This window comes from Kitasatospora arboriphila, from assembly GCF_039528095.1.
Lineage (GTDB): Bacteria > Actinomycetota > Actinomycetes > Streptomycetales > Streptomycetaceae > Kitasatospora > Kitasatospora arboriphila.
The window spans coordinates 8,821-33,442 of record NZ_BAAALD010000086.1 but is presented as its reverse complement, the minus strand read 5'-3'; the positions used below and the strand labels follow the sequence as shown (position 1 = coordinate 33,442).

22 protein-coding genes, 1 tRNA gene and 1 pseudogene are annotated in these 24,622 nt (G+C 74.3%); 14 read left to right on the top strand and 10 right to left on the bottom strand.

All coding sequences use genetic code 11. The features are described from left to right. The 3 genes from ABD353_RS31190 to ABD353_RS31180 form a co-directional block, all read left to right on the top strand. A partial coding sequence (locus tag ABD353_RS31190; RefSeq protein ID WP_344627038.1) for an ATP-binding cassette domain-containing protein occupies positions 1-1,841 on the top strand: 1,841 nt, incomplete at its 5' end. Next, positions 1,838-2,974: an ABC transporter permease gene (locus ABD353_RS31185; RefSeq protein WP_344627037.1), complete on the top strand. Its 1,137-nt coding sequence runs from the start codon at positions 1,838-1,840 to the stop codon at positions 2,972-2,974. The genes ABD353_RS31190 and ABD353_RS31185, both read left to right, overlap by 4 nt. Before the next feature lie 101 nt (positions 2,975-3,075). Then, positions 3,076-3,480: a globin gene (locus tag ABD353_RS31180; protein ID WP_344627036.1), complete on the top strand. Its 405-nt coding sequence runs from the start codon at positions 3,076-3,078 to the stop codon at positions 3,478-3,480. Between the two features lie 20 nt (positions 3,481-3,500). Here ABD353_RS31180 and ABD353_RS31175 read toward each other — a convergent pair whose 3' ends face one another. The 5 genes from ABD353_RS31175 to ABD353_RS31155 form a co-directional block, all read right to left on the bottom strand. Then, positions 3,501-4,196, bottom strand: a complete 696-nt coding sequence (locus ABD353_RS31175) for a DUF8010 domain-containing protein (protein ID WP_344627035.1) — start codon at positions 4,194-4,196, stop codon at positions 3,501-3,503. Positions 4,197-4,230: 34 nt separating this feature from the next. Beyond that, the gene (locus tag ABD353_RS31170; protein WP_344627034.1) at positions 4,231-4,677 is read right to left on the bottom strand and encodes an acyl-CoA thioesterase; all 447 of its coding nucleotides are present in this window, start codon (positions 4,675-4,677) and stop codon (positions 4,231-4,233) included. Between the two features lie 131 nt (positions 4,678-4,808). Next, on the bottom strand, positions 4,809-6,473 hold the full coding sequence (gene ettA / locus ABD353_RS31165) for an energy-dependent translational throttle protein EttA (RefSeq protein ID WP_030266199.1): 1,665 nt from the start codon (positions 6,471-6,473) through the stop codon (positions 4,809-4,811). A 286-nt stretch (positions 6,474-6,759) separates the two neighbouring features. Continuing rightward, positions 6,760-8,154, bottom strand: coding sequence for a Cys-Gln thioester bond-forming surface protein (locus ABD353_RS31160; protein ID WP_344627033.1), 1,395 nt, complete (start codon positions 8,152-8,154; stop codon positions 6,760-6,762). 330 nt (positions 8,155-8,484) lie between these two features. Further along, on the bottom strand, positions 8,485-9,078 hold the full coding sequence (locus ABD353_RS31155; protein ID WP_344627032.1) for a single-stranded DNA-binding protein: 594 nt from the start codon (positions 9,076-9,078) through the stop codon (positions 8,485-8,487). Between the two features lie 639 nt (positions 9,079-9,717). Here ABD353_RS31155 and ABD353_RS31150 point away from each other — a divergent pair. After that, a tRNA-Arg gene (locus ABD353_RS31150) sits at positions 9,718-9,793 on the top strand. A 58-nt stretch (positions 9,794-9,851) separates the two neighbouring features. On the opposite strand, the gene ABD353_RS31145 is transcribed toward ABD353_RS31150, so the two are convergent. After that, positions 9,852-10,457, bottom strand: a complete 606-nt coding sequence (locus ABD353_RS31145; RefSeq protein ID WP_344627031.1) for a TetR/AcrR family transcriptional regulator — start codon at positions 10,455-10,457, stop codon at positions 9,852-9,854. Between the two features lie 85 nt (positions 10,458-10,542). Between ABD353_RS31145 and ABD353_RS31140 the strand changes: the two genes are divergently transcribed. From ABD353_RS31140 to ABD353_RS31130, 3 genes are all read left to right on the top strand, one after another. After that, positions 10,543-11,106, top strand: a complete 564-nt coding sequence (locus ABD353_RS31140) for a GNAT family N-acetyltransferase (protein WP_344627030.1) — start codon at positions 10,543-10,545, stop codon at positions 11,104-11,106. A 125-nt stretch (positions 11,107-11,231) separates the two neighbouring features. Further along, on the top strand, positions 11,232-11,651 hold the full coding sequence (locus tag ABD353_RS31135; RefSeq protein ID WP_344627029.1) for a RidA family protein: 420 nt from the start codon (positions 11,232-11,234) through the stop codon (positions 11,649-11,651). Between the two features lie 31 nt (positions 11,652-11,682). Next, positions 11,683-12,465, top strand: coding sequence for an enoyl-CoA hydratase/isomerase family protein (locus ABD353_RS31130; RefSeq protein WP_344627028.1), 783 nt, complete (start codon positions 11,683-11,685; stop codon positions 12,463-12,465). Positions 12,466-12,492: 27 nt separating this feature from the next. On the opposite strand, the gene ABD353_RS31125 is transcribed toward ABD353_RS31130, so the two are convergent. After that, on the bottom strand, positions 12,493-13,725 hold the full coding sequence (locus ABD353_RS31125; RefSeq protein WP_344627027.1) for an acyl-CoA dehydrogenase family protein: 1,233 nt from the start codon (positions 13,723-13,725) through the stop codon (positions 12,493-12,495). Between the two features lie 112 nt (positions 13,726-13,837). Here ABD353_RS31125 and ABD353_RS31120 point away from each other — a divergent pair, with 112 nt between their 5' ends. Both ABD353_RS31120 and ABD353_RS31115 read left to right on the top strand, forming a co-directional pair. Then, the gene (locus tag ABD353_RS31120; protein ID WP_425555293.1) at positions 13,838-14,542 is read left to right on the top strand and encodes a TetR family transcriptional regulator; all 705 of its coding nucleotides are present in this window, start codon (positions 13,838-13,840) and stop codon (positions 14,540-14,542) included. Positions 14,543-14,620: 78 nt separating this feature from the next. Next, on the top strand, positions 14,621-16,069 hold the full coding sequence (locus ABD353_RS31115; protein WP_344627025.1) for a glycoside hydrolase family 5 protein: 1,449 nt from the start codon (positions 14,621-14,623) through the stop codon (positions 16,067-16,069). A 42-nt stretch (positions 16,070-16,111) separates the two neighbouring features. Here the strand turns inward: ABD353_RS31115 and ABD353_RS31110 are convergent, their stop codons facing one another. After that, positions 16,112-18,136 carry a M3 family metallopeptidase gene (locus tag ABD353_RS31110; protein WP_344627024.1) on the bottom strand — a complete coding sequence of 675 codons (2,025 nt, stop codon included), beginning with the start codon at positions 18,134-18,136 and terminating at the stop codon, positions 16,112-16,114. Between the two features lie 410 nt (positions 18,137-18,546). Between ABD353_RS31110 and ABD353_RS31105 the strand changes: the two genes are divergently transcribed. Then, positions 18,547-20,238, top strand: a complete 1,692-nt coding sequence (locus tag ABD353_RS31105; RefSeq protein WP_344627023.1) for a bifunctional 3'-5' exonuclease/DNA polymerase — start codon at positions 18,547-18,549, stop codon at positions 20,236-20,238. 12 nt (positions 20,239-20,250) lie between these two features. Here the strand turns inward: ABD353_RS31105 and dhaM are convergent, their stop codons facing one another. Continuing rightward, positions 20,251-20,637, bottom strand: a complete 387-nt coding sequence (gene dhaM / locus ABD353_RS31100; RefSeq protein ID WP_344627022.1) for a dihydroxyacetone kinase phosphoryl donor subunit DhaM — start codon at positions 20,635-20,637, stop codon at positions 20,251-20,253. A gap of 133 nt (positions 20,638-20,770) precedes the next feature. On the opposite strand from dhaM, the gene dhaK reads away from it, so the two are divergent. Continuing rightward, positions 20,771-21,766 (top strand): dihydroxyacetone kinase subunit DhaK, encoded by a 996-nt coding sequence (gene dhaK, locus ABD353_RS31095; protein ID WP_344627021.1) that lies wholly within the window; start codon positions 20,771-20,773, stop codon positions 21,764-21,766. A gap of 36 nt (positions 21,767-21,802) precedes the next feature. Beyond that, complete coding sequence (gene dhaL / locus ABD353_RS31090; protein ID WP_344627020.1) at positions 21,803-22,450, top strand: dihydroxyacetone kinase subunit DhaL; 648 nt, start codon at positions 21,803-21,805, stop codon at positions 22,448-22,450. A gap of 86 nt (positions 22,451-22,536) precedes the next feature. Here dhaL and ABD353_RS31085 read toward each other — a convergent pair whose 3' ends face one another. Then, positions 22,537-23,745 (bottom strand): PP2C family protein-serine/threonine phosphatase, encoded by a 1,209-nt coding sequence (locus ABD353_RS31085; protein ID WP_344627019.1) that lies wholly within the window; start codon positions 23,743-23,745, stop codon positions 22,537-22,539. Positions 23,746-23,991: 246 nt separating this feature from the next. Between ABD353_RS31085 and ABD353_RS31080 the strand changes: the two genes are divergently transcribed. Together ABD353_RS31080 and ABD353_RS31075 are read left to right on the top strand one after the other, a co-directional pair. After that, a complete protein-coding gene (locus ABD353_RS31080) occupies positions 23,992-24,210 on the top strand; it encodes a heavy-metal-associated domain-containing protein (protein ID WP_030266153.1) in 219 nt (72 codons plus the stop codon). A gap of 61 nt (positions 24,211-24,271) precedes the next feature. Next, positions 24,272-24,622 (top strand): annotated as a pseudogene (locus tag ABD353_RS31075) (cation transporter); the annotation flags it as partial.

Genomic DNA, 24,622 nt, shown 5'->3' with positions numbered 1-24,622 from the left:
CCCCGCAGCCCGGCGGGTCCTGGGAGGAGTGCGTCTACGACTACGACCTGTCCGCGCCGCAGCGGCCGCCGCCCCCCCCCCCCCCCCCGCCGCCCCCGCCCGCGGCTCCGCCGCGCCCGCCGGCCGCGCCGCGCGGCGGGTACGGCTACCCGCCGCCGCAGGGTGCCCCGGCGCCCGCGCCGTCCGGCTACCAGCCGCCCAGCCTGGAGAAGCAGGGCTTCGACCGGCCGGCCCCGGCGCCGTTCGCCGAGCCCGACGGCTACGAGCGGACGGGCCCGGTCTACGCCGACCCCGCCGGCGGCCCGGGCAGCGACGGCTTCGGGACGTCCTTCCGGCTGGCCCCGCCCGGGCCCGGCCAGCAGGCGCCGCACGGCCAGCCGGGCCCGCACGGTCCGCAGGGCCACCCCGGCGCCGGTCCGGCCGCCCCGCCGCCCCCGCCCGTCCGCACCCAGTGGATCGCGGTGGTCAGCGCCGACCGGGACTACTTCGCCGACATGATGGCGCGCAGCGGCCCGGACGCGTCGGGGCTGTTCTTCCCGCCGTACTGCCCCGAGCGGCGCATCCCGCTGACCGGCCGCGGCCAGCTGCGGATCGGCCGGCGCAGCCAGCAGCGCGGCACCGTGCCGGAGATCGACCTGTCGGTGCCGCCGGAGGACCCGGGCGCCTCGCACCTGCACGCCATGCTCGCCGAGCAGCCCGACGGCAGCTGGGTGCTGGTGGACCAGGACTCGACCAACGGCACCACGATGAACGGCGGCGCCGACCCGGTGCCGCCGCACACCGCGATCCCGCTGAACGACGGCGACCGGATCCACATCGGCGCCTGGACGACCATCACGCTGCACCGCGCCCGACGGGTTTTTCCGGGGTTTTGCCTGGTAACCACCACCGCACCGGCACGGAACCGCCTAATGTCATGCACCATGACTGCAGCTATATCCGCCGACGGAATACGGAAGCGGTACGGGGACGTCCAGGCCGTCGACGGTGTGTCACTCACCGTCGAGGCGGGCGAGTTCTACGGGATTCTCGGACCGAACGGGGCCGGTAAGACCACCACTCTGGAGATCCTGGAGGGGATCCGCGAGCCCGACGAGGGCCGCGTCGAACTGCTGGGGCTCAAGCCCTGGCCGCGCAACACCGCACTGCTGCCGCGCATCGGCGTGCAGTTCCAGGCGTCGTCCTTCTTCAACCGGCTGACCGCCCGCGAGACGATCCGCACCTTCGCATCCTTCTACGGCGTGGGCCCGAAGCGGGCCGACGCCATGCTGGACAAGGTCGGCCTGGCCGACTCCGCCGCCGTCCAGACCGAGAAGATGTCCGGCGGCCAGGCGCAGCGCCTGTCCATCGCCTGCGCACTCGTCCACGACCCGGAGCTCGTCTTCCTGGACGAGCCCACCACCGGTCTCGACCCGCAGGCCCGCCGCAACCTCTGGGACCTGCTGCGCGACATCAACGCCGAGGGCCGCACCGTCGTCCTCACCACCCACTACCTCGACGAGGCCGAGGTGCTCTGCGACCGGGTGTCCGTGATGGACCACGGCAAGGTGCTCAAGACCGGCGCACCGGCCGCACTCGTCCGGGAGATCGACGACACCGTCCGGATCAGCGTCGAGTCCGGGCTGCTCGCCGCCGACACCGCCCGCGAGCTGTTCACCGCGGCCGGCGCCGAACTGGCCGGCCTGGAGGACGACGGCGTCTCGCTGTCGGTGTCGACCCGCGTCCCGGCACCGGTGCTGTCGGTGCTCGCCGAGCAGAACGCGCTGCGGGGCCTGGAGGTCCGCGGCGCCACCCTGGAGGACGTCTTCCTCCGCCTGACCGGACGGGAGTACCGGGCATGACCGCGACCGCCCCCACCGCGACCGAGCGCGAGCCGGCCGCCCCGGCCCCCGAGGCGCCGGAACGCGCCAGCGCCTTCGTCGGACTCGCCCGGGTCATGCTGCTGGGCTTCGTCCGCGACCGCGGCGCGCTCTTCTTCACCCTGCTGATGCCGCTGATCTTCCTGCTGATGTTCGGCACGCTCTTCAAGAGCGCGGGCGCCCCGCACGTGAAGGTCGCCCAGGTCGGCGCCGTCCAGGTGCTCGACTCCGTGCAGGGCGAGGACCGCAAGGAACTGGAGAAGGTCCTCACCGTCACGAAGATCGACGACGAGGCCGCCGCCCTGGAGAAGGTCCGCAAGGGAGACATCGACGCCCTCGTCGAGCAGGGCCCGAACGGCCAGGTGGTGGTCCGCCACAGCGCCGCCGACCCGGTCAAGGCCGGCAGCGTCCAGGCGATCGTGGACAACCTGGTGAAGGCCGCCAACCAGGCCGCGTCCGGCAAGCCGCCGGCGTTCACCATCGCCTCCGTCCAGGTCGAGGACCAGTCGCTCAAGCCGATCCAGTACCTCACCCCGGGCCTGCTCGGCTGGGCCATCGCCTCCGGCGCGGTCTACGGCGCCTCCTTCACCCTGATCAACTGGCGCACCAAGCGGGTGCTGCGCCGGCTGCGGCTCGCCCCGGTCTCCATCCCGGCGGTGATCGGCGCCCGGGTCGCGGTGAACTGCGTGATCGCCCTCGCCCAGACGGCGATCTTCCTGACGATCGCCACCACGCCGTTCTTCGGGCTGAAGCTCAGCGGCAACTGGTGGCTGATCGTCCCGCTGGTGCTCTGCGCCACCATCGCCTTCATGTCGATCGGCCTGCTCACCGGCGGACTCGCCAAGACCGAGGAGGCGGCGAACGGCATCAACCAGCTGATCATCCTGCCGATGTCCTTCCTCGGCGGCGCGTTCATCCCGCTCGACGGCAGCCCGGGCTGGCTGCAGACCGTCTCCAAGGTCTTCCCGCTGCGCTACCTGGTCACCGCCTCGCAGTCGGTGCTCAGCCGCGGCGGCGGCGTCATGGACGCGCTGCCGGCGATGGGCGGACTGCTGGCCTTCTCGGCCGTGCTCTGCCTGATCGCCTGGCGCTTCTTCAACTGGGACGACGTGTAGTCGGTGAGTGACGCAACGCCCCGGGCCGTGCCCGGGGCGGCGGGGGTCGTAGGCCGGAAGACCGGTGTACGGCCCCCGCGGCCGTCTGCGACCATGGTCGGGTGAACGAGATCCCGCAGAGCACGCTTTCCGAGGAGACCTTCTTCGACGCGGTCGGCGGCGAGGCCACCTTCCGCCGGCTGGTGCACCGCTTCTACCAGGGCGTCGCCACGGACGAGCTGCTGCGGCCGATGTACCCCGAGGAGGACCTCGGCCCGGCCGAGGAGCGCTTCGCCCTCTTCCTCATGCAGTACTGGGGCGGGCCCCGGACGTACAGCGAGGAGCGCGGCCACCCGAGGCTGCGGATGCGCCACGCCCCGTTCAAGGTGGACCGCGCCGCCCACGACGCCTGGCTGCGGCACATGCGCACCGCCCTCGACGAGCTGGACCTGCCCGAGGACGCCGAGCGCCAGCTCTGGGACTACCTGACCTACGCCGCCGCCTCGATGATCAACACCGCGGGCTGAGCGGGGCCGGCCGCGCCGCCTCAGCGCAACGGGCTCAGGCCCAGGCCCGCGCCCGGCGCGGCCGCGCTGCGGACGGCGACCGAACCGGCCGGCGCGCTCAACCGCAGCCAGCAGCCCGCACGGTGCACCGTCAGTGGCACCGCGGGCCGCAGGAAGCCGATCACGTAGGCCGCGTGCGCGGCACGCAGCGGAAGCTCCGGCACCGCACCCAGCGGGCGCGACCAGATCTCGTCGGCCAGCGCGTCCAGCACCTGCCGCGAACGGTGGTGCTCCGGGACCTCCTCGCTGCGGCGGCGGAACTCGCCGACCGCGGCGGACACCTCGGGCAGCACCTCGAAGGCCTGCGGCTCGGCGATCAGCCGCCAGCCGGTGCGGGGCGGCAGCAGACCGGCCCACGCCGGGCCGGTGACCGCCGGCGGCACCACGACGCTGCCGGCCTCCGCGTCCACGGCCTCCAGCAGCTGCCCGGCGGAGACGGTGGTGTCCGCCCCGTCCGTCGGACCGGCCAGGCGCGCGGTGCGGACGGCGATCGCCCCGGCGGTGCCGAGCGGGAGCCGGCCGAACACCGCCAGGACACCGCCGGACTCCGGGCCGGGCACGGCCTGCAGGCGGACGGCGGCGGCGCGGTCGAAGCGCAGCAGCCGGCGCAGGAACGCGGCGAGGTCCGCCGCCCCGCCGCTCTCGGCGAGGAGGAGTCCGACGGGCCGACCTGTCACGGGGATGCTGCTCACGTCGCTGGTACCGCCCGGCTCAGGCCACGGCCACGGCGGCCGGCACGGCGTCCATGAAGCGGGAGAGGAACTCCCGCTCGACGGGGCTGATCCGGCGCGGCCGGCCCTCGGCCAGGTCGTAGGGGACGACGACGGTGGACGCCTTGACGTAGACCGTCTCGGTGCCGTCCGCCGCGGTGTCCTTGATCTCGTAGGACACGGTGAGCGAGGCGCCGCCGATCTTGGTGACCCAGGTCTCGATCGTCACCGGGGCGGGGCGGTGCACCAGCGGCTTCTTGTACTCGATCTCGTGGCGCGCCACCACCGAGCCGCCCGCGAACTCCCCCGCGCCGGCCTCGGCGGCCTGGGTGAACATGAAGTCGATCCGGGCCTCCTCCAGGTAGCGCAGGAAGACCACGTTGTTGACGTGCCCGAAGGCGTCCATGTCGGACCACCGCAGGGGGCAGGCGTAGATGTGGCGTGCCACGAAGGATCTCCTCAGACTCCGGGTCGCCCGCGGCCGGACCGCGGGCGGGTGGCCGGGCCGGCCGCCCCGAGGGGCAGCCTGCCCGGCCCTTGTTGCACCGGCGTTGCCGGCGGCTGTCGTCGCGGGGACGGTCAGCCGCGGGTCAGCTTCTTGTAGGTGGCGCGGTGCGGACGGGCGGCGTCCGGGCCGAGCCGCTCGATCTTGTTCTTCTCGTAGGACTCGAAGTTGCCCTCGAACCAGAACCACTTGCTGTCGCCCTCGTAGGCGAGGATGTGGGTGGCGACCCGGTCCAGGAACCAGCGGTCGTGGGAGATGACCACGGCGCAGCCCGGGAAGTCGAGCAGCGCGTTCTCCAGTGAGGAGAGCGTCTCGACGTCCAGGTCGTTGGTGGGCTCGTCGAGGAGCAGCAGGTTGCCGCCCTGCTTGAGGGTGAGCGCCAGGTTGAGGCGGTTGCGCTCACCGCCGGAGAGCACGCCGGCCGGCTTCTGCTGGTCCGGGCCCTTGAAGCCGAACGCCGAGACGTAGGCGCGGGACGGCATCTCGACCTGACCGACGTTGATCCAGTCGAGGCCGTCGGAGACGACCTCCCACAGGGTCTTCTTCGGGTCGATGTTGGCGCGGTTCTGGTCGACGTAGCTGATCTTGACGGTCTCGCCGACCTTGACCTTGCCGTCGTCCGGGGTCTCCAGGCCCTGCAGCATCTTGAAGAGCGTGGTCTTGCCGGCACCGTTCGGGCCGATCACGCCGACGATGCCGTTGCGCGGCAGGGTGAAGCTCAGGTCGTCGATCAGGAGCTTCTCGCCGAAGCCCTTGGAGAGGTTGTCCACCTCGACGACGACGCTGCCCAGACGCGGGCCCGGCGGGATCTGGATCTCCTCGAAGTCCAGCTTCCGCATCTTGTCGGCCTCGGCGGCCATCTCCTCGTAGCGGGCGAGGCGGGCCTTCGACTTGGCCTGGCGGCCCTTGGCGTTGGAGCGGACCCACTCCAGCTCTTCCTTGAGCCGCTTGGCGCGCTTGGCGTCCTTCTGGCCCTCGACCTTGAGACGGGTCTGCTTGGTCTCCAGGTAGGTGGAGTAGTTGCCCTCGTACGGGAACGCGCGGCCCCGGTCGAGCTCCAGGATCCACTGGGCGACGTTGTCGAGGAAGTACCGGTCGTGGGTGACCGCGACGACGGTGCCGGCGTACTTGGCCAGGTGCTGCTCCAGCCAGTTCACCGACTCGGCGTCGAGGTGGTTGGTGGGCTCGTCGAGGAGCAGCAGGTCGGGGGCCTCCAGCAGCAGCTTGCAGAGCGCGACGCGGCGCTTCTCACCACCGGAGAGCTTGGTGACCGGCCAGTCGCCGGGCGGGCAGCCCAGGGCGTCCATGGCCTGCTCCAGCTGGGCGTCGAGGTCCCAGGCGTTGGCGTGGTCCAGGTCCTCCTGGAGGCGGCCCATCTCCTCGAGCAGCGCGTCCGAGTAGTCGGTCGCCATCAGCTCGGCGATCTCGTTGAACCGGTCGAGCTTGCCCTTGACCTCCTTGACGCCGTCCTGGACGTTCTCCAGGACCGTCTTGGACTCGTCGAGCGGGGGCTCCTGGAGGAGCATGCCGACGGTGTAGCCCGGCGAGAGGAAGGCGTCGCCGTTGGACGGCTGCTCCAGCCCGGCCATCATCTTCAGCACCGTGGACTTACCGGCGCCGTTGGGACCGACGACGCCGATCTTCGCTCCGGGGAGGAACGAGAGCGTCACGTCGTCAAGGATGACCTTGTCGCCGTGTGCCTTGCGCACCTTGCGCATGGTGTAGATGTATTCCGCCACGTGAGATCGCTCCGGCGTCGTCGGGTGTATTCGGCTTGCAGCCTTCCATTGTGCCGCACCGCACGGCACCGCCCGAACTCCCGCCGGTCACACGGCCGGGCCCCGGAGCGCGGGCCGCGGCCGGGTCGTCCCCCAGGACCTCGGGGAGGGCCCCGGGCGGGAAAGGCGACGGCCCCGCCCTCCGGTGTCGGAGGACGGGGCCGGGCCCGGTGTCACGACCCGGGTCTCACCCCGGGGTCGTACCGCGGGTGCCGCTGCCGTGGGGACGGCCCGCACCCGGGAGGGTTCAGGCCGCGGAGCGACCGTGGCGGCCGCGGCGACGCAGGGCGAACACCGCGCCACCGCCGGCGGCGACGAGCAGGCCCGCGATGCCGGCGATCATGCCGGTGTGGCTGCCGCCACCGGTGCTGGCCAGGCTGCCGCCGGTGGTCGAGCCGGTGCTGCCGCCGGTCGTACCGCCGGTGGTGGTGCCACCCGTGGTGCCGCCGGTGGTACCGCCGGTGGTGCTGGTGGTCTTGCAGTCGAGGATGCCCTTGAACTCCTCGTTGAGGTTCGGGCCGCTCACCTTGATGTCGTAGGTGGCGTCCTCGGCGACCGGGACGAGCACGGTCTCGGTCTTGCCGGCACCGACGGTGACGGACTTGCCCGGGGTGATCGTCACGGTGGCCTGCTCGTCACCGTTGTTGGTGACGGTGACCTGGACGCCGTTCTTGGTGCAGTCGACCTTGGAGGTGGCCTCCAGCAGCGGGCCCTTGGCCTGCGTCCAGGCGGCCTTGGCGGTCTTGGCGACGCTCAGCACCTCGGAGCCGGCCAGGATCATGGTCTGGCTGTGCTTCTCCGGGGTGTAGCCGACGCTCAGGAACACGCGGCCGGTGGGCACGGAGGTGGTGGCGGAGGCCTTGACGGTGGCCGAGCCGGCCGCGGTGCCCGCGGGGACGTCCAGGAACAGCTTGGTGTCCTTGGCGATCGGGCCCTTGAGGTCGGAGACGGCCTTGCCGTCCTTGTCGACCAGCTTGACCTTGCCGCCGGAGGTGTCGCCGGAGAGCGCCAGCTTGACCGTCGAGGCGCTGCTGTTGAGGGTGAACGGGCCGAGCTTGCTGCCCGACTTGCCGTTCACGGACGCCGGGTCGAGGTCCAGCGAGGGCGCCGGCTCCTCCTTCAGGCCGGTGTTCTTGCTGCCCGCCAGGTACTCGGTGAGCTGCTTGGCCTCGGCGTCGACCGGGGTGGCCCCGGTCTTGTTGTCGGAGAAGCGCCAGATCGCGGCCTGGGTGCCGGCCGCCGCGTCCTCCTTGGTGAACTGGCCCTTGATGCCGACGGCGGCCTTCACCGCGTCGAGGGAGAGCTTCGGGTAGGAGTGCTCGAGGATCCAGCGGATCTTGCCCGCGGCCTCCTCCTTGCCCGGGGCGCCGAGCGAGCTCGAGGCCCAGTTCGACTCCTGGTACTTGACCGCGTCCTTGATCTTGACGCCGTGGTCGATGTCGATGCAGTACGTCTGGATGAGCTTGCCGTCATCCGTCTTCAGCGTGAAAAGACCGCCCTGGATCACGTGGCCGCCACCGGTGTCGACGGCCCCGCTGACCATGGTCGGCTGGATCGTCGCGGTGATGCCCGCGCCGCTGTCGGCCGACGCCGCGCCGGCGAAGGACAGGCCGCTCGCCACGGCGATGCCGGTCGCGAGCATGACAGTACCTATGCGGGAGACAGCCCGCTTCTGGCTGTGGAACATGAGTGATCCCTCCGGGCCGGGCTCTGCCGATGGCAGCCCGCCCTGCAAAGCGGTGCCCCCTGTGACACCGCTGCACATGTGTGGACCCGACGCATCATATTGAGGGTTGAGACACTTCCCACAGTTGTGCTGAACCAGGACAGTTCCGTTGCCGTTCCGTTATCAAGCCGTCGGACAACCGTTTTGGTTGACGCTTCACCAGATCCCACGGATCGTCATCGGACCATCCTTGCGGCGACCCTGTCGATCCCTCGGCCCGGCCGCGGCGGACGGGATCGCGGACCGTCAGCCCGTCCCGGCGCCCGGGCCGCCCGCGGCACCCGCGAGCACCGGCGGTGACACCGGGCCAACTGCCGCAGGCGATCCCGCAGTAGCCCGTTGCTCGGCCGCCCGCCGGGCCTCCACCGCGGCGACGATCCACTCCGGCACCGCCTCGCCGACCGGCGCGGGATCACCCGCCCGTCGGCCGCCGGACGGGCCGAACGCATCCGAACCGCCCTTCTCCCGGTCGGACCGTCCGCGGACGGCCCACCGGAAGGCGGAGGTGCCGCGGGACAGGTCGTGGCCCACCGACCGGGCGTCGATCTCCACCGACGTCCGGCGGCGGTCCTCCTCGCCCCACTCCCGGACCCGCAGCCGGCCGCTGACGACCACCGGATCGCCCTTGTTCACCGAGCTCACCAGATTGGTCGCGAGCCATCGCCAGGCCACCACCGTCACCCAGCTCGTCTCACCGTCGACCCAGTCGCCGGTGCCGCGGTCGAAGCGGCGCTCGGTGGTGGCCATCCGGAAGTTGGCCACCGGCACGCCGGCCGGCGTCTGCGCGTACGTGACCGTCGACGCGACATTGCCGACGATCGTCACCAGGGTCTCATTCACGGGAACTCCCCTCCGGGCGGAAAATGTCCGAGCCGAATCGCTCGCACCCGGATGCTGTCGCACCGGCGGAATTTCCGGGCGACCTCGCGGAAACCTGTGGAAAACCCTCGGCTGTGGAAAACCGGGGCCACTCGGCCGAGTGAATATGAACAGGAATTCCAGGTTCCGGGAACGACCCATCCCGCGAGGTCATGACAACACCGCGCCCGGTCCACGCCGCCCACCGGGCCCCTAACGGGTGGCCGCCGTCCGCTTCCGGCCAGGTCATCCAACCGAAGTAACCCAAATCCGACCCCCACCGCGCGGACCGCCGGACGATTCACACGCCGAATCCATAACAGGTGAGGAGGCAGCCCCGTAACGACTGCACAACGTCCGGGTCCAGATCCCCTCAGACCGCTGCACGTCCGGCCGCCACCTGCGATTATCGGACCGCTCCGCCGAGGCCGACACACCCGACGCGGTGCCGGAAGGCCCGGTGGAGGATGCGGTCACCCTTATCCTGTCCCGGGCGTCCCGTGCCGGACGGGCCGAGGCCCCACCCCACCCCGCCGTACCCGGGAGCCCCGCGCGGGCACCGCCCGGACGCCCGCAGGCCGCCGCCGCCCAGGTCGGCAGCCTCCGGGCCGCGCCACTCATGCCCCCATAGCTCAGCGGATAGAGCACCCGCCTTCTAAGCGGTAGGTCGCAGGTTCGAATCCTGCTGGGGGCGCCAGCCACACCGGCCCCGGTCGGGCACGAGGCGCGGAGCGCGGCAGCGCCCGCGCGGGCGGTCAGCCCGCGGCCACGCCCGCGAGGTACCCGTCCAGCAGCGCGATCTGGCGCTCCGCCGGGAACTCCTCCGGGGCGAACAGTGCCTGCACCACCAGCCCCAGGACGAAGGACTGCGCGGCGGCCGCGACGTCCTCCGGCGCCCGCCCCGGAGGCAGTTCGCCCAGCCGCTGGGCCTCGGCGGCGAGTTCGGCCATCCGCTCGCGGGACCTCCGGTAGCGCCCGGCGTGCTCGCCGGCCAGCCCGTCGTCCGCCAGCGCGGCGCCCCAGGAGCCGACCCAGATCCGGTTGTCGGCGGCGCCCGCGGCGTCCAGCGGCAGCACGTCCAGCAGGACGGCGCGCAGCATGGGCAGGCCGCCGGCGGGGGCGGTGCTCTCCGCCGCGGGGCGCGGCCGGGCCGCCGTCCGCCGGTCCAGCACCTCCAGCGCATGGGCCACCAGGGCGCGCTTGTTGGGGAAGTAGTGGGTGAGCAGCCCGGTGCTGGCACCCATCTCGGCGGCCACGGCGCGCAGGGTGAGCCCGCCGAAGCCGCGGTCGGCGAGCACCCGCCAGACCGCCTCGGAGACGTCTCGGCGGCGGGCGTCGTGGTCCCCACGGGCTGGCGTCATGCGCGCTATGGTACCTACCAAACGTTTGTTACGTACCGGTGGCGCGATCCGCCGCCGGTCGCCGCCGACCGGAGGGACGACCGCCGTGTACGCCGTACCGCTCGCCGATGATGCCGAGCTGACCCCGCTGGAGCCGTGGCAGGCCGTGGAATTCTTCGAGCACATGGAGCGCGCCCGGGGCAACACCGACCCCTGGATACCGTGGGCCACCCGATCCACCGATCTCGAATCGGCCCGGGCGACGCTGCAGGGATATGCCGATCGGCAGGCCGCGGACACCGGCCGGATCTTCGGAATCCGGCTCGGCGGCACGCTGGTCGGCGGCGTGATGTTCGTGCACTTCGACGCCGCCACCGGGGTCTGCGAAATCGGTGCGTGGACGGAAAAGGACGGTGAGGGCCGGGGGCTGATCAGTGCCGCCGTCCGCCGGCTGATCGACTACGCGCTGGTCGAGCGCGGGCTGCACAAGGTCGAGTGGTGGAACAGCAGCGGCAATGCGCGCAGCCGGGCGGTGGCGCAGCGGATGGGCATGCACCACGACGGCACGATGCGCGAGCACGTGCTGCACAACGGGGTGCGGCAGGACTACGAGGTGTGGTCGGTGCTGGCCCGCGAGTGGCGGGCCGGCGAGGGCGCGCAGCCCGGGTGACCCGGCCCGCGGACCCGCCCGGCCGGGCCCGGCCGAAAACCGGATGACAGCGACTGCTCCGCCGACGGACGATCGGGGGTCGGCCGATGCCGGCGCCGAGTCCGCCGAGCCCGAGGAGCTTTCGCATGGTCCAGCGCAGCATCGTCCCGAGCCTCTTCCCGCCGCCCGGCTACGCGCACACGGCGGTGGTGGAGCCCGGCACCCGCCTGGTGTTCCTGGCCGGCGGGGTTCCGCTGGACGCGGACGGGAAGCTGGTCGGCCCCGGTGACGGCCCGGCGCAGGCCCGCCAGGTGCTGGCCAACCTGGAGGAGGCGCTGCGGCACGCCGGCAGCACCCTCGCCGACGTGGTGGCCAGCACGGTCTACGTGGTCTCGCCGGAGCCCGGGCCGCTCTCCGAGGTGTGGGACGTGGTGAACGCCTCCGGCCTGGCCGACGGCCCGCACACGTCGACGCTGCTCGGCGTGGCCTGCCTCGGCTACACCGGCCAGTTGGTGGAGATCACAGTGACCGCCGTGGTCCGCGAGGACGCCGCTGTGGAAGGGTGAGGGGCGTCCCGACCCGTCCCCGGAGGCAGTGATGGTCCACGTGCTCGACACCGGCGTCGCCGGGCTGCGTGCGGAACTCGACGGCCCGGTGGCCACGCTGGTGCTGGACCGGCCGGAGCGGCGCAACGCGATGACGCTGGCGATGTGGCGGGGCCTGCCGGGGGTGTTGGGGCTGATCGCGGCGCAGCCGGGCGTGCGGGCGCTGCTGGTGACGGGTGCGGCGCGGACGTTCTGCGCGGGCGCGGACATCGGCGAACTGTCCGAGGTGTACGGCGATCCGGCCCGCGCGGACGCGTACCACGCGGACAACGTGGCGGCGGAGGAGGCGCTGGCCGCCTTCCCGCACCCGACGCTCGCGGTGGTGCACGGCGCCTGTGTGGGCGGGGGCTGCCAGTTGGCGGTCGCCTGCGACCTGCGGTTCGCGGCGCACGACGCGCGGTTCGGCATCACCCCGGCGAAGCTGGGCGTGGTGTACCCGTCGGTGCCGACGGTGCGGCTCGCCTCGCTGGTGGGGCCGGCGCGGGCCAAGTACCTGCTGTTCTCCGGCGAGTTGGTGACCGCGGAGCGGGCGGAGCGGTTCGGCCTGGTGGACGAGGTGCTGCCGGCCACCGAACTGGACGTTCGGGCGCGGGAGTTCGCCGGCCTGCTGGCGAAGCGCTCGCCGCAGACGATCGGCGCCGTGAAGGCGGCGCTGTCGGTGCCGGCGCAGGAGGCGGCCGCGGCGGTGGCGCCGTGGGAGCGCAAGTCCCGTGAGGCGCCGGACGTCCGGGAGGGGCTGGCCGCCTTCCTGGAGCGGCGCGAGCCCCGGTTCTGAGGCCGGGGCCCGGCGCCGCCGTCCGGGTCAGCGGATCGGCATCCCCGAGATGGCGCGGGAGATGACCAGGCGCTGGATCTCGCTGGTGCCCTCGAAGATGGTGTAGATCGCGCTGTCGCGGTGCATCCGCTCGACGGGGTACTCGCGGGTGAAGCCGTTGCCGCCCAGGATCTGCATGGCCTGCGAGGTGACCCACTTCGCGGTCTCGCCGGCGTAGAGCTTGGACATCGAGCCCTCGGCGTTGTGGAAGGGCTGGTTGGTGGCGGCCATCCAGGAGGCCCGCCAGACCAGCAGCCGGGCGGCGTCGATCCGGGTCTTCATGTCGGCGAGCTGGAAGGCGACGCCCTGATTGTCGATGATCGGGCGGCCGAACTGCACCCGGGTCTTGGCGTAGTCGAGCGCGACCTCGTAGGCGGCCCGGGCGATGCCGACGGCCTGCGCGCCGACCGCGGGGCGGGACGCCTCGAAGGTGGCCATCGCGGCGTTCTTGCCCTTGGCGGGGCCGGTGCCGCCGGCGGCGCGCTCGCGGGCCCGGGCGAGCCGCTCGTCGAGCTTCTCCTTGCCGCCGAGCAGGCAGTGGCCGGGCACCCGGACGCCGTCGATGACGACCTCGGCGGTGTGCGAGGCGCGGATGCCGTGCTTCTTGAACTTCTGGCCCTGGGAGAGGCCGGGGGTGCCGGGCGGGACGACGAAGGAGGCCTGGCCGCGGGCGCCGAGGGCCGGGTCGACGGTGGCGACGACGACGTGGACGTCGGCGATGCCGCCGTTGGTGGCCCAGGTCTTGGTGCCGTTCAGCACCCACTCGTCCTTGGCCTCGTCGTAGACGGCGCGGGTGCGCAGGGCGGAGACGTCGGAGCCGGCGTCGGGCTCGGAGGAGCAGAACGCGGCGACCTTGACGTCGTCGGGGGTGCCGAACATCTGCGGGGCCCAGGTGCCGATCTGCTCGTCGGTGCCGTTGGCGAGCACGGCGACGGCGGCGAGGGTGGTGCCGACGATGGCCAGGCCGATGCCGGCGTCGCCCCAGAAGAGCTCCTCCATGGCGATCGGGATGCCGACGCCGGAGGGGTCGAAGTACTGCTGGGCGTAGAAGTCCAGGGAGTAGATGCCGACCTTGGCGGCCTCCTGGATGATCGGCCAGGGGGTCTCCTCGCGCTCGTCCCACTCGGCGGCCGCCGGCCGGATCACGTCGGCGGCGAAGCCGTGCAGCCAGTCGCGGACGGCGGTCTGGTCCGGTCCGGGGTCCAGGGAGAAGGTGCTCATCGGGAAGGCCTCCGCAGCAGCGTGCACAGGGGGGAAGGAGGGGCGGCGGCGGCGCCGCAACAGGGTGTTACCTCGGGTAACATCGAGGGGAGTCTGCTACTCATTGGTAGCGATGTCAACGCCCGACCGAGGAGGACGCAGCACCGTGTCGACCCCCGCCGCAGCACCGGCCGGCGAACCCCGTCGCGAGCAACTGCTCAACGCCGCCGACCGGGTCGTCCAGCGCGAGGGACCGGGCGCCAGCATGAACGCCATCGCGGCCGAGGCGGGCATCACCAAGCCGATCCTCTACCGGCACTTCGGCGACCGGAACGGCCTGATCGCCGCCCTGACGGAGCGCCACACCGCGGGCCTGCTGGAGACCGTCCGCGCGGCGCTGAGCGAGCCGCTGGAGCGGCGCGACCAGGTCGAGCACGTCATCGACACCTACCTGGCGGCGATCGAGTCCCGCCCGCAGGTGTACCGGCTGCTCACCCACCCCGAGCCGGGCGACCCCACCGGCGCGGGCAACGCGCTGGCGCCGGCCCTGAAGCAGATCGCCGAGGAGATCACCCGGGCCGTGCAGACCCAGGTCGACCTGGGCGCCGACACCCCGCTGCTCTCCGAAGCCTGGGGCCGGGCGATCACCGGGATGGTGCTGGCGGCCGGGGACTGGTGGCTGGACCAGCGGCCCTGCCCGCGGCCGCGGATGGTGCAGGCGCTGGCCGACCTGCTCTGGGGCCGGCTCGCCGCGGCCGCCGCCCTGCCGCCGGTGGTGGCGCCCCCCGCACCCGGCCCCGAGGACGCCGCCGAACCGGCTGCCCCCGAGGAAACCTGAGCCCTGCTCACCTCTTGCGGCGGCGGGAGCTGACGGCGCATCATCGCGCTCACACCCACTCCCCGTGCGAGGTGGCCCGTGCGCGTCCTCCGTACCGCTGCGGCACTGCTCCTGACCGCCGCCGTCCTGCTCGGCGCCGCCCCGCCCGCGGCCGCCGGACCCGCCCCGGGCGCCCCCCGGACACCGGCCGGCACCACCACCACGCCCGACGGGCGGACGCTCTTCACCGACCGGGACGGCCGCGTTCTGCAGCTGCGCGGCTTCAACCTCGACAAGTACGCCGAGGCCGACGCCGCCGACCTGGCCGACATCGCCGCCCGGGGCTTCACCCTCGTCCGGATCGCCGTCTCCTGGACCCGCCTCGAACCCGCCCCCGGGCGCTACGACCGGGCCGAACTCGCCCGCGTCCACCGGCTGCTGGACGCCGCGGCCCGGCACGGGCTGCTGGCCGTGGTCGACTTCCACCAGGACGTGTACGGGCCCGCCTTCGGCGGCGGCGACCGCGGCGTCCCGCTCTGGGCGACCCGGGACGACGGACTGCCCTTCGAACCCGACCCGGACGACTGGTTCGCCGGCTACTTCCAGCCCGCCGTGCAGGCCGCCTTCCGCCACCTCTACGACGACGCCGACCTGCGCCGCGCCCAGGCCGCGCTGTACACCACCGTCGCCCGCGAACTGCGCGGCCACCCGGCCCTGCTGGGCTACGACCTGTTCAACGAGCCGTTCGGGCCGGTCGACGGCGACCCGACCGACCCCGCCGTGCTGGCCGCCGCCGCGGCCGAACTGGAGCAGGGCCGGCTCGCCGGCATGTACCGGCGGCTGATCGCCGCGGTGCGCCGGGTCGACGACCGCGCCTGGCTGTTCGTCGAGCCGACCGTGCTGGTCGGCCAGGGCGTGCCGACCCGGCTGCCGCAGTTCGCCGACCCCCGCCCCGGCGCGGCCCGGATCGGCTACGCCCCGCACTTCTACGACACCGCCGTGGAGGCCGGCCACGACTGGGACCCGGCCGGCGGCTTCGTCGAGCGCTACACCGAGGCGGTCACCGGCTACCCGCGGGCCGGCCGGTTGCCCGTCCTGGTCGGCGAGTGGGGCCCGCCGAGCGCCCGCACCCCCGGCAACGCACGCCTGGTGGAACGCCAGGTCGCCGCCATGACGGGCTTCGCCGCCGGCTGGACGATGTGGTACTGGTGCCGCGGCGACGGCGGGTACTGCGCCCTCGGTCCGGACGGCCGCCCCGCCCCCGGCGACGGCCCCGCCTTCGGCCCGTACGCCGCCGCCCTCGCCGGCCGGCCCGGCACCGAGGCCTTCGAGGACGGCCGCTACCGCCTCGCCCTCACCACCGGGCGGCGCGGCGCGGCGACCACGGTCGTCGTGCCCGCCGGCGCCTTCCCGCAGGGCTTCCGGGTGCAGGCCCCCGGCGCCCGCGTGGAGGTCCGCCGGCCGCAGGGCGACCGGGCCGGGTCCGTGCGGCTGGAGTACCCCGCCGCCCGGCCCGGCACCCCGGTCACCGTGCTGCTGACACCCTGACCGCCGGACGCCCGACCGGCCGCCCCGGGCCCGGCGGCGGCCTCAGGCCAGGCCGCGGCGGGCCAGCAGCGGGCCGATCTCCGGGTCGCGGCCGACCACCGCGCGGAAGCAGTCCAGCGCGGGCCGGCTGCCGCCACGGGCCAGCAGCTCGCGGCGGAACACCTCGCCGCTCTCCCGCGCACCGAGGCCGTTGGAGGCGAACCACTCGACGGTGTCCGCGTCCAGCACCTCCGACCAGATGTACGCGTAGTACCCGGCGCTGTACTCACCCGCGAACACGTGGCTGAAGTACGCCGTCCGGTAGCGCGGCGGCACCGCGGCCACCGCGAGCCCGGCCCGGGCGAGCGCCTGCGCCTCGAACTCCTCGGCGTCCGCGACCTCGGTGCCGGCCGGCAGGGTGTGCCAGGCCCAGTCGATCACGGCCGCGCCCAGGTACTCGACGGTGCGGAAGCCCTGCCCGAAGGACTCCGCCGCCGCCATCCGCTCCACCAGCTCCGCCGGCAGCGGCTCCCCGGTGGCGTGGTGGCGGGCGTAGTTGGCCAGCACCTCCGGCCGGACCATCCACATCTCGTTGACCTGCGAGGGGAACTCCACGAAGTCCCGCGGCACCTCGGTGCCGGCGAACAGCGGGTAGCGGACGTCGGAGAACAGCCCGTGCAGCGCGTGCCCGAACTCATGGAAGAGCGTGCGCACCTCGTCCCAGGTGAGCAGCGCCGGCTCGCCGGGCGCCGGCTTGGCGATGTTCAGGTTGTTCACCACCACCGGGCGCTTGCCCAACAGGTGGGACTGCTGGACCAGTTCGTTCATCCAGGCGCCGCCGCGCTTGGAGTCGCGGGCGAAGAAGTCGCCGACGAACAGGCCGAGCGAGCCGCCGTCCCCGTCGAACACCTCGAAGACCCGGGCGTCCGGGTGGTACGCCACCAGCTCCGGCCGCTCCTGCAGCACCACCCCGTAGACCAGCTGCGCCGCGAAGAACACGCCGTCGTGCAGAACCCGTTCGAGCTCCAGGTACGGGCGCAGCTCCGCAGCGTCCACCTGGTACGCGGACTGCCGCACCCGCTCCGCGTAGTACGCCCAGTCGTGCGCCGCGATCGAGGTGAGGCCGTCCGCGCGGGCGGCGGCGAGCAGTTCGGCGGCCTCCCGCTCGGCGTTGGCCACCGCCGGGCCGGCCAGCCGGGCGAGCATCGCGTCCACGGCGGCGACGCTGCCCGCGGTCTCGTCGGCCACCACGTACGCGGCGTGGCTGGGGTGGCCGAGCAGGGCGGCGCGCTCGGCGCGCAGCCCGGCCGTCCGGATCGCCAGCGGCCCGTTCGCCTCCGCCGCCCGGCCGAGCGAGGCCGCCAGCAGGAGGGCGCGCAGCGAGCGGTCGGTGAGCTGGGCGAGCTCGGTCTGGTTGGAGAAGTTCTTCAGGCTGAGCACGTACGAGCCGTCCCGGCCGAGCGCCCGGCCGTTCTCGGCGGCCGCGGCGACCGCGTCCGCGGACAGCCCGGCGAGCTGCTCGGGCCCGTCCAGCACGATCGCCCTGGCCCGGGTGTCGTCCATCAGGTTGCGGCGGAAGGCGGTGGCGGCGGCGGCCAGTTCGGCGTTGATCTCGCGCAGCCGCTGCTGGTCGGCGGCGGGCAGCTCGGCACCGGCCCGGACGAACGCGGTGTGCCGGCGCTCCAGCAGCCGCAGCGACTCCGGGTCGAGGCCGAGCTCGGAGCGGCGGCGGTACAGCGCGTCGATCCGGGCGAACAGCCCGGCGTCGAGGTGGACGGCGTCCCGGTGCCTGGCCAGCCGCGGGCTGATCTCGGCGTCCAGCTCCTGCAGCCCCGGGCTGGTGTCGGAGTCCCCCTGGTTCTCGAAGGCCGCGGCGACCCGCTTCAGCATCGCACCCGAACGCTCCAGCGCCACCACCGTGTTGTCGAAGGTCGGCGGCTCCGGGTCGGCCACGATCCCGGCGATCTCGTCGAGCTGCAGCGCCATGCCCTGGTCGAAGGCCGGCAGGTAGTGCTCCTCGCGGATCTCGGCGAAGGGCGGCAGCTCGTGGACCAGGGTGCTGGTCGCGAAGAAGGGGTTGTCGCTCATTTCGCCGACCCTATGCGCTGTCACCACCGCTGCCTACGGCCTCCGGAGGCGGCTTCCGACCGCTGGCGGAACCTCGCCGCGGGCCCGGCGCCCGACCCCCGCAGCGCCGCGCCGGTCGGTCCTTGTCGGTGCCGCGCGCTACGGTCGGCACCGGGTCCTCTCTTCCGGATCCTGCCGGGCGCACGACACCGGGCGTCTCCCCCGGCCCCGAGGGGGCCGGGAGGTGCCCCGACCTGAACGCACCGGCGAACCGCCCGAGTACGGTCCGGTACGAGGACGATCCGCCGGCACGCCCAGCCGGGCGCCCACCGCCGCGCGCTCGTCCGGCAGGATCCGAAAGAGGACCCAGGGCCTCCCCGGCCCGGTCGCACACCGGTACGACGAGTACGAGCGAGGAAGGAGGCCCGCCGATGGCCCCCCGGTACGCCCTGGTCCCCGACCAGCACGGCCCCGGCGGCCGGCTGCAGCCGCTCACCGAGGACGGCACCCCGCTCGGCCCGCCGGAGCACGTCCCCGCGCTCGCCGCCGCCGTCGCGGAGCGCGAGGTGGCCGACCGGCCGCGCTGGGTGTTCGCCGCCACCGACGGCGCGTACGCGCCGCTGCTGCCCGTCCGGCTCGCCCGCAGCCACGACCTGCGGCTCACCGAGCCGCTGCTGCTCGGCCAGGAGGGCCGCTTCGGCGAGCCCCGTTCGCTCGGCGCCGCCTGGGCCCGGCTGCGCGGGCTGCCCGTCCCCGCCGACCTGCCGGAGAGCGCCGCCGAGGACGACCAGGACGGCCTCTTCGCCCCCGACCGACTGCAGCTGCCGCCCGGCACCGACGCGCTGGAGGCCGTCGTCGCCGTCCACGCCGAGCAGCTGCGCCGCACCGCCGCGATCGCCGACCCCGCCGAACGCCACCGCTTCCGGCTGCTGGCCGCCGCCGAGTCGGCCGGCGGCCTGCTCGCCGCCGAGATGGCCCGCGACGGCCTGCCCTGGCGCAGCGACCTGCACGACCGGCTGCTGACCGAACTGCTCGGCCCGCGCCCGCAGGTCCCCGGCGCCCCGCCGCGCCGGCTGGCCGAACTCGCCGCGGAGCTGCAGCGGTCCCTCGGCGGCCGCCCCTTCAACCCCGATTCGCACGGCCAGGTGCTGCGCGCCTTCGCCGACCGGGGCATCCAGCTCGGCTCGACCCGCAGCTGGGAGCTGCGCCGGGTCGACCACCCGGCCGCCGAGCTGATGATCCGCTACAAGGAGCTGTCCCGACTGCACGCCGCGCACGGCTGGGCCTGGCAGGCGGCCTGGGCCCGCAACGGCCGGTTCCGCCCCGAGTACGTGGTCGGCGGGGTGGTCTCCGGCCGCTGGGCGACCCGCGGCGGCGGCGCCCTGCAGATCCCGCGGATCCTGCGCCGCGCCGTGGTCGCCGACCCCGGCTGGTCCCTGGTCGTCGCCGACGCCGCCCAGCTCGAACCGCGCGTCCTCGCCGCCCTCTCCGGGGACGCCAGCCTCGCCCGCACCGCCGCCCAGGGCGACCTGTACGAGGCGCTCGCCGCGACCGCCTTCCACGGCGACCGGTCCAAGGCCAAGCTCGGCCTGCTCGGCGCGATGTACGGGCAGACCAGCGGCGACATCGGCCCGCTGCTGGCCACCCTGCGCCGCCGCTACCCCGCCGCGATGGGCTACGTGGAGGCCGCCGCCCGGACGGGCGAGGACGGCGGCGTCGTCCGGTCCCGCCTCGGCCGCACCTGCCCGCCGCCGTCCGCGGACTGGCTGGACCTCACCGAGGCGCCCGAGACCGCGGGCGAGGCCGGCGGCCGCTCCGCGCGGGCCCGTGGCCGCTTCACCCGCAACTTCGTGATCCAGGCCAGCGCCGCGGACTGGGCGCTCGCCCTGCTCGCCGCGCTGCGCCGCCGGCTGGCCGCGCTCTCCTCCGGCGCGGACCGGCCGCACCTGGTGTTCTTCCAGCACGACGAGGTGGTGGTGCACACCCCGGCCGACCTCGCCGACCGGGTCGCCGAGGAGGTCGCCGGCGCGGCCGAGGAGGCCCGGCTGCTGGTCTTCGGCGACACCCCCGTCCGCTTCCCGATGAGCACCACCGTGGTCGACTGCTACGCCGACGCCAAGTAGGGCCCGGCCGGGTCAGAGCTTGCGGTGGCCGCGGGCCTCCTCGGCGGCGGCCACCACCTCGTCCAGCGGGGCGCCGGTGGAGGCGGTCACCGCCGCGGCGACGGCGCCCTCGACGAACGGCGCGTCCACCAGCACCGCGCCGGGACGCTCCGCGAGCACCAGCCGGGCGGTCAGCACCGCGCTGCCCAGGTCGGCGAGGACGGCGACCCCGCCGCCTCCGTCGGCCTCGTCGATCGCCCGGGCGATCTTCTCGTCGCTGGTGCCGAGCCCGCCGTCGGCGCTGCCCGCGGCGCCCGCCACCCGCACCTCACCGGCGCCGAGCTCGGCCAGCAGTTCGGCCAGCCCGGCGGCGAGCGCGGGGCTGTGCGAGACCAGGACGACGCCCACCGGTGCGGTCATGCCCGCACCCTAGCCCGGTGCCGGGCCCCGGGGCGGGGCCGCTCCGGGGCGTTCCGGCGTGTCGCAGCGCCCGGTGACCGGGGGTGCCGGGCGTAACGTCGGGCGCGGAGAGCCGGGCCCGAGGGAGTGCCGCGTGAAGAAGCTGATCAACAGTCCGGAGACGGTCGTGGCGGACGCCCTCGCGGGGCTCGCCGCCGCCCACCCCGAGCTGGCCGTGGACACCGCGGCCCGGGTGGTGCGCCGGGCCCGTCCGGGCGCGCCCGGCAAGGCGGCCCTGGTCTCCGGCGGCGGCTCGGGCCACGAGCCGCTGCACGTCGGCTTCGTCGGCCCGGGCATGCTGGACGCCGCGTGCCCGGGCGAGGTCTTCACCTCGCCCGTCCCCGACCAGATGCTGGCCGCCGCACGGGCCGTCGACACCGGCGGCGGGGTGCTGTTCGTGGTGAAGAACTACACCGGCGACGTGATGAACTTCGCGCTGGCCGCCGAGCTCGCCGCCGAGGAGGACATCGAGGTGGCGACCGTCCTGGTCGACGACGACGTGGCCGTGCAGGACTCCACCTTCACCGCGGGCCGCCGCGGCACCGGCGCGACCCTCGTGGTGGAGAAGGCCGCCGGGGCGCTCGCCGAACTCGGCGCACCGCTCGCCGAGGTCGCCGCGCTCGGCCGCCGGGTGAACGCCGCCTCCCGCTCGTACGCGGTCGCGCTGACCGCGGCCACCGTGCCGGCCGTGGGCCGGCCCGGCTTCGACCTGCCCGAGGACGAGATCGAGGCCGGCGTGGGCATCCACGGCGAGCCGGGACGCCGGCGCGAGCCGCTGCGACCGGCCCGGGAGCTGGCCGCCGAGGTGGTCGACACCGTGCTGGCCGACCACGGGCTCGCGCCGGGCGACGAGGTGATCGCCCTGGTCAACGGCATGGGCGCGACGCCGCTGCTGGAGCTGTACGTGGTCTTCGGCGAGGTCGCGGCCCGGCTCGCCGACGCCGAGGTGCGGATCGCCCGCAGCCTGGTCGGCAACTACGTCACCAGCCTCGACATGGCCGGCTTCTCGCTGACCCTCACCCGGGCCGACGCCGAACTGCTGCGGCTCTGGGACGCGCCGGTCGCGACCCCCGCCCTGACCTGGTCCTGACCCGACCCCCGCCCGGCAGACCGGTAGGAGCCCCGCATGGAGCTGGACAGCGCCCGCACCGAGGCGTGGCTGCGCGCCGCGGCCGCCGCCGTCACCGCGCAGGAGGCCGAACTCACCGCCCTGGACACCGCGATCGGCGACGGCGACCACGGGAGCAACCTGCGCCGCGGTTTCACCGCCGTCCTCGCCGGCCTGGACGCCGGGGAGGGCGGGAACACCGCGGGTACCGACCGCTCCCCCGGCTCGCTGCTGGCCGCGGCCGGCCGCACCCTGATCTCGACCGTCGGCGGCGCCTCGGGACCGCTCTACGGCAGTGCGCTGCGCGCGGCGGGCCGCGCGCTGCCGGGGGCGACGGCCGGGCCGGGCGAGCTCGCGGCGGCACTGGACGAGGCGCTCGGCGCGGTGCAGGCGCTCGGCGGGGCACGGCCCGGCGACAAGACGATGGTCGATGCGTGGGCGCCGGCCGCCGCGGCGTTCGCGGAGACGGCGGGGCAGGGGCTGGCGGCGGCTTCGGGGGCGGCCGCCGCCGCGGCGGAGCAGGGGGCGCGGGCGACGGTGCCGCTGGTGGCGCGCAAGGGCCGTGCCTCGTACCTGGGGCCGCGCAGCGCGGGCCACCTCGACCCGGGGGCGGCGTCGACGGCCCTGCTGTTCACCGCACTGGCCGAGGCCTGCCGGGAGCCGTGACGGAGCCCGCCACGGGGCGTGTCTTCGACGGGGGTGCACCCCCACGCGCCTCTGGAGGTGCACCCCGTACGCCTTGAAGACGCTCCCTAGCGCCCGTGGTGCGGGTGCTGCGGGTGCTGCGGGTGGTCGCCGGGGCGGCTGACCAGCATCAGCAGGGCGTCGTCGCCGAGTGCGCCGCCGGTGTGCACCAGCAGGTCGGCGTAGACCCGGCCGACCGCGGACTCCAGTTCGGCGGCGGAGCGGGCGGTGCCGCGGACCAGTGGTCCGACCCGCTCGGCCAGCGGGTAGAACTCGCCGGTGCGGTGGTGGCGGGCCTCGACCACGCCGTCGGTGCAGAGCACCAGCACGTCCTCGGGCCCGAAGGGCTGCCGGACGGTGGTGGGTTCGCCGGTGACGAGCGGGCCGAGGCCGAGCGGCACCCACGGGTCGGCGGCCTCCAGCACGGCGACGGTGCCGTCCGCGGCGACCCGGATCGGCGGGACGTGGCCGAAGTGCAGCAGCTCGACCGTCCCGGGCGCGCCGAACTCGGCGAACAGGGCGGTGGTGAACTCCCCGTCGGGCACGTGCCGTTCGACGCTGGCCTCGATCCGGGCCGCGACCCGGTTGAGCTTCTCCTCGTCGTAGGCGGCCTCGCGGAAGGCGCCGAGCACCACCGCGGCGGTCTGCACCGCGCCCAGGCCCTTGCCGCGGACGTCGCCGACCAGCAGCCGGGTGCCGTGCGGGGTGTCCAGGGCGGAGTAGAGGTCGCCGCCGATCCTGGCCTCGTCCGCGGCCGAGACGTAGCGCACGGCGAGGCGCAGCGGTCCGACCTTGGGTCCGGGGCGGCGCAGCAGGGCGCGCTGGGCGGCCTCGGCGACGGAGCTGACGGCGGCGAAGGCGGCGGCCCGGCGCATGCGCAGTTCGGCGATGTACGCGCTGATCGCGGTGAGTGCGGCGTAGCTGACCATGGCGCCGATCAGGAAGCGGCCGTCGTGGAAGTTGGCGACCTGGTCGTAGTTGCTGAGCCAGAGCAGCGAGAGGAAGCCGACGCCGCAGACCAGCAGGAGTTCGACGGGGGTGAGCAGCAGCGCGGAGATGGACGGGACGACGACCATCAGCGGGGCGAGGTAGCGGTCCTGGCCGGTGAGGAAGTCGACCACCGAGATGACCAGGACGGCGAGCAGCGCCGGGGTGGCGCGGCGGCGGAAGGAGAGGTCCTGGAGGTCGGTGGCCAGCAGGGCGGACTTGCGGCGGGCCGGGGCCAGCCCGGTGGCGTCGTGCGCGGCGGCGCGCTGGACTCGGCTGCTCCGGAACACATACCGAACATATCGGACACGAGGCCGCATCGCGCCGTCCGCGGCCCCCCGCCGACGGGGTGACAGCCGCGCGCACGGCGGCTGTGCGGAGCGCGCCCGCACGGCCACCGCCGGTCGCGGCGGTGTACGTTCCGAGATCCACGCCACAGCCGACCCGCCGGTCCCGGAATACCCCCTGGGGGTATGGTGTTGGCAGAGGCAGGCGCACGGCAGAAGGCCGCGCCCCGACACCGCCCGGAGGCACCGATGTCCAGCACCGTCACCTACACCGTCGCCGGCATGAGCTGCGGCCACTGCGAGAAGTCGGTGACCGCCGAGGTGTCCGGCATCGCCGGTGTCACCGAGGTCGCCGCCGACGCCAAGGCCGGCACCGTCACCGTCTCCTCCGCCGCCCCGCTCGACGACGAGCAGGTCCGCGCCGCCGTGGACGAGGCCGGCTACGAACTCGTCGGCCGCACCGCCTGAGACCGCCGCGGGGGGCGCGGCCCGAGCCCGCGCCCCCGGTACGCTCGTCCGAGGAGATGAGATGAGCACGACCATGCACGCCACCGGGGACACCGCCCGGCAGCGCGTCGAGCTGTCGATCGGCGGAATGACCTGTGCCTCCTGTGCCGCCCGGATCGAGAAGAAGCTCAACCGGATGGACGGCGTCGAGGCCACCGTCAACTTCGCCACGGAGAAGGCCCGGGTGGACTTCACCGACGGCGTCACCGTCGACGACCTGATCGCCACCGTCGAACGCACCGGTTACACCGCGGAGCTCCCGCCGCCGCCCGCCCCGGAGCCCGCCGCCGAACCGGCCGCCGGCGCACAGCGGGGCGGCGCCCAGGGGGCGGGGCCGGGGGGGGGGGGGGGGGGGGGGGGGGGGGGGGGGGCG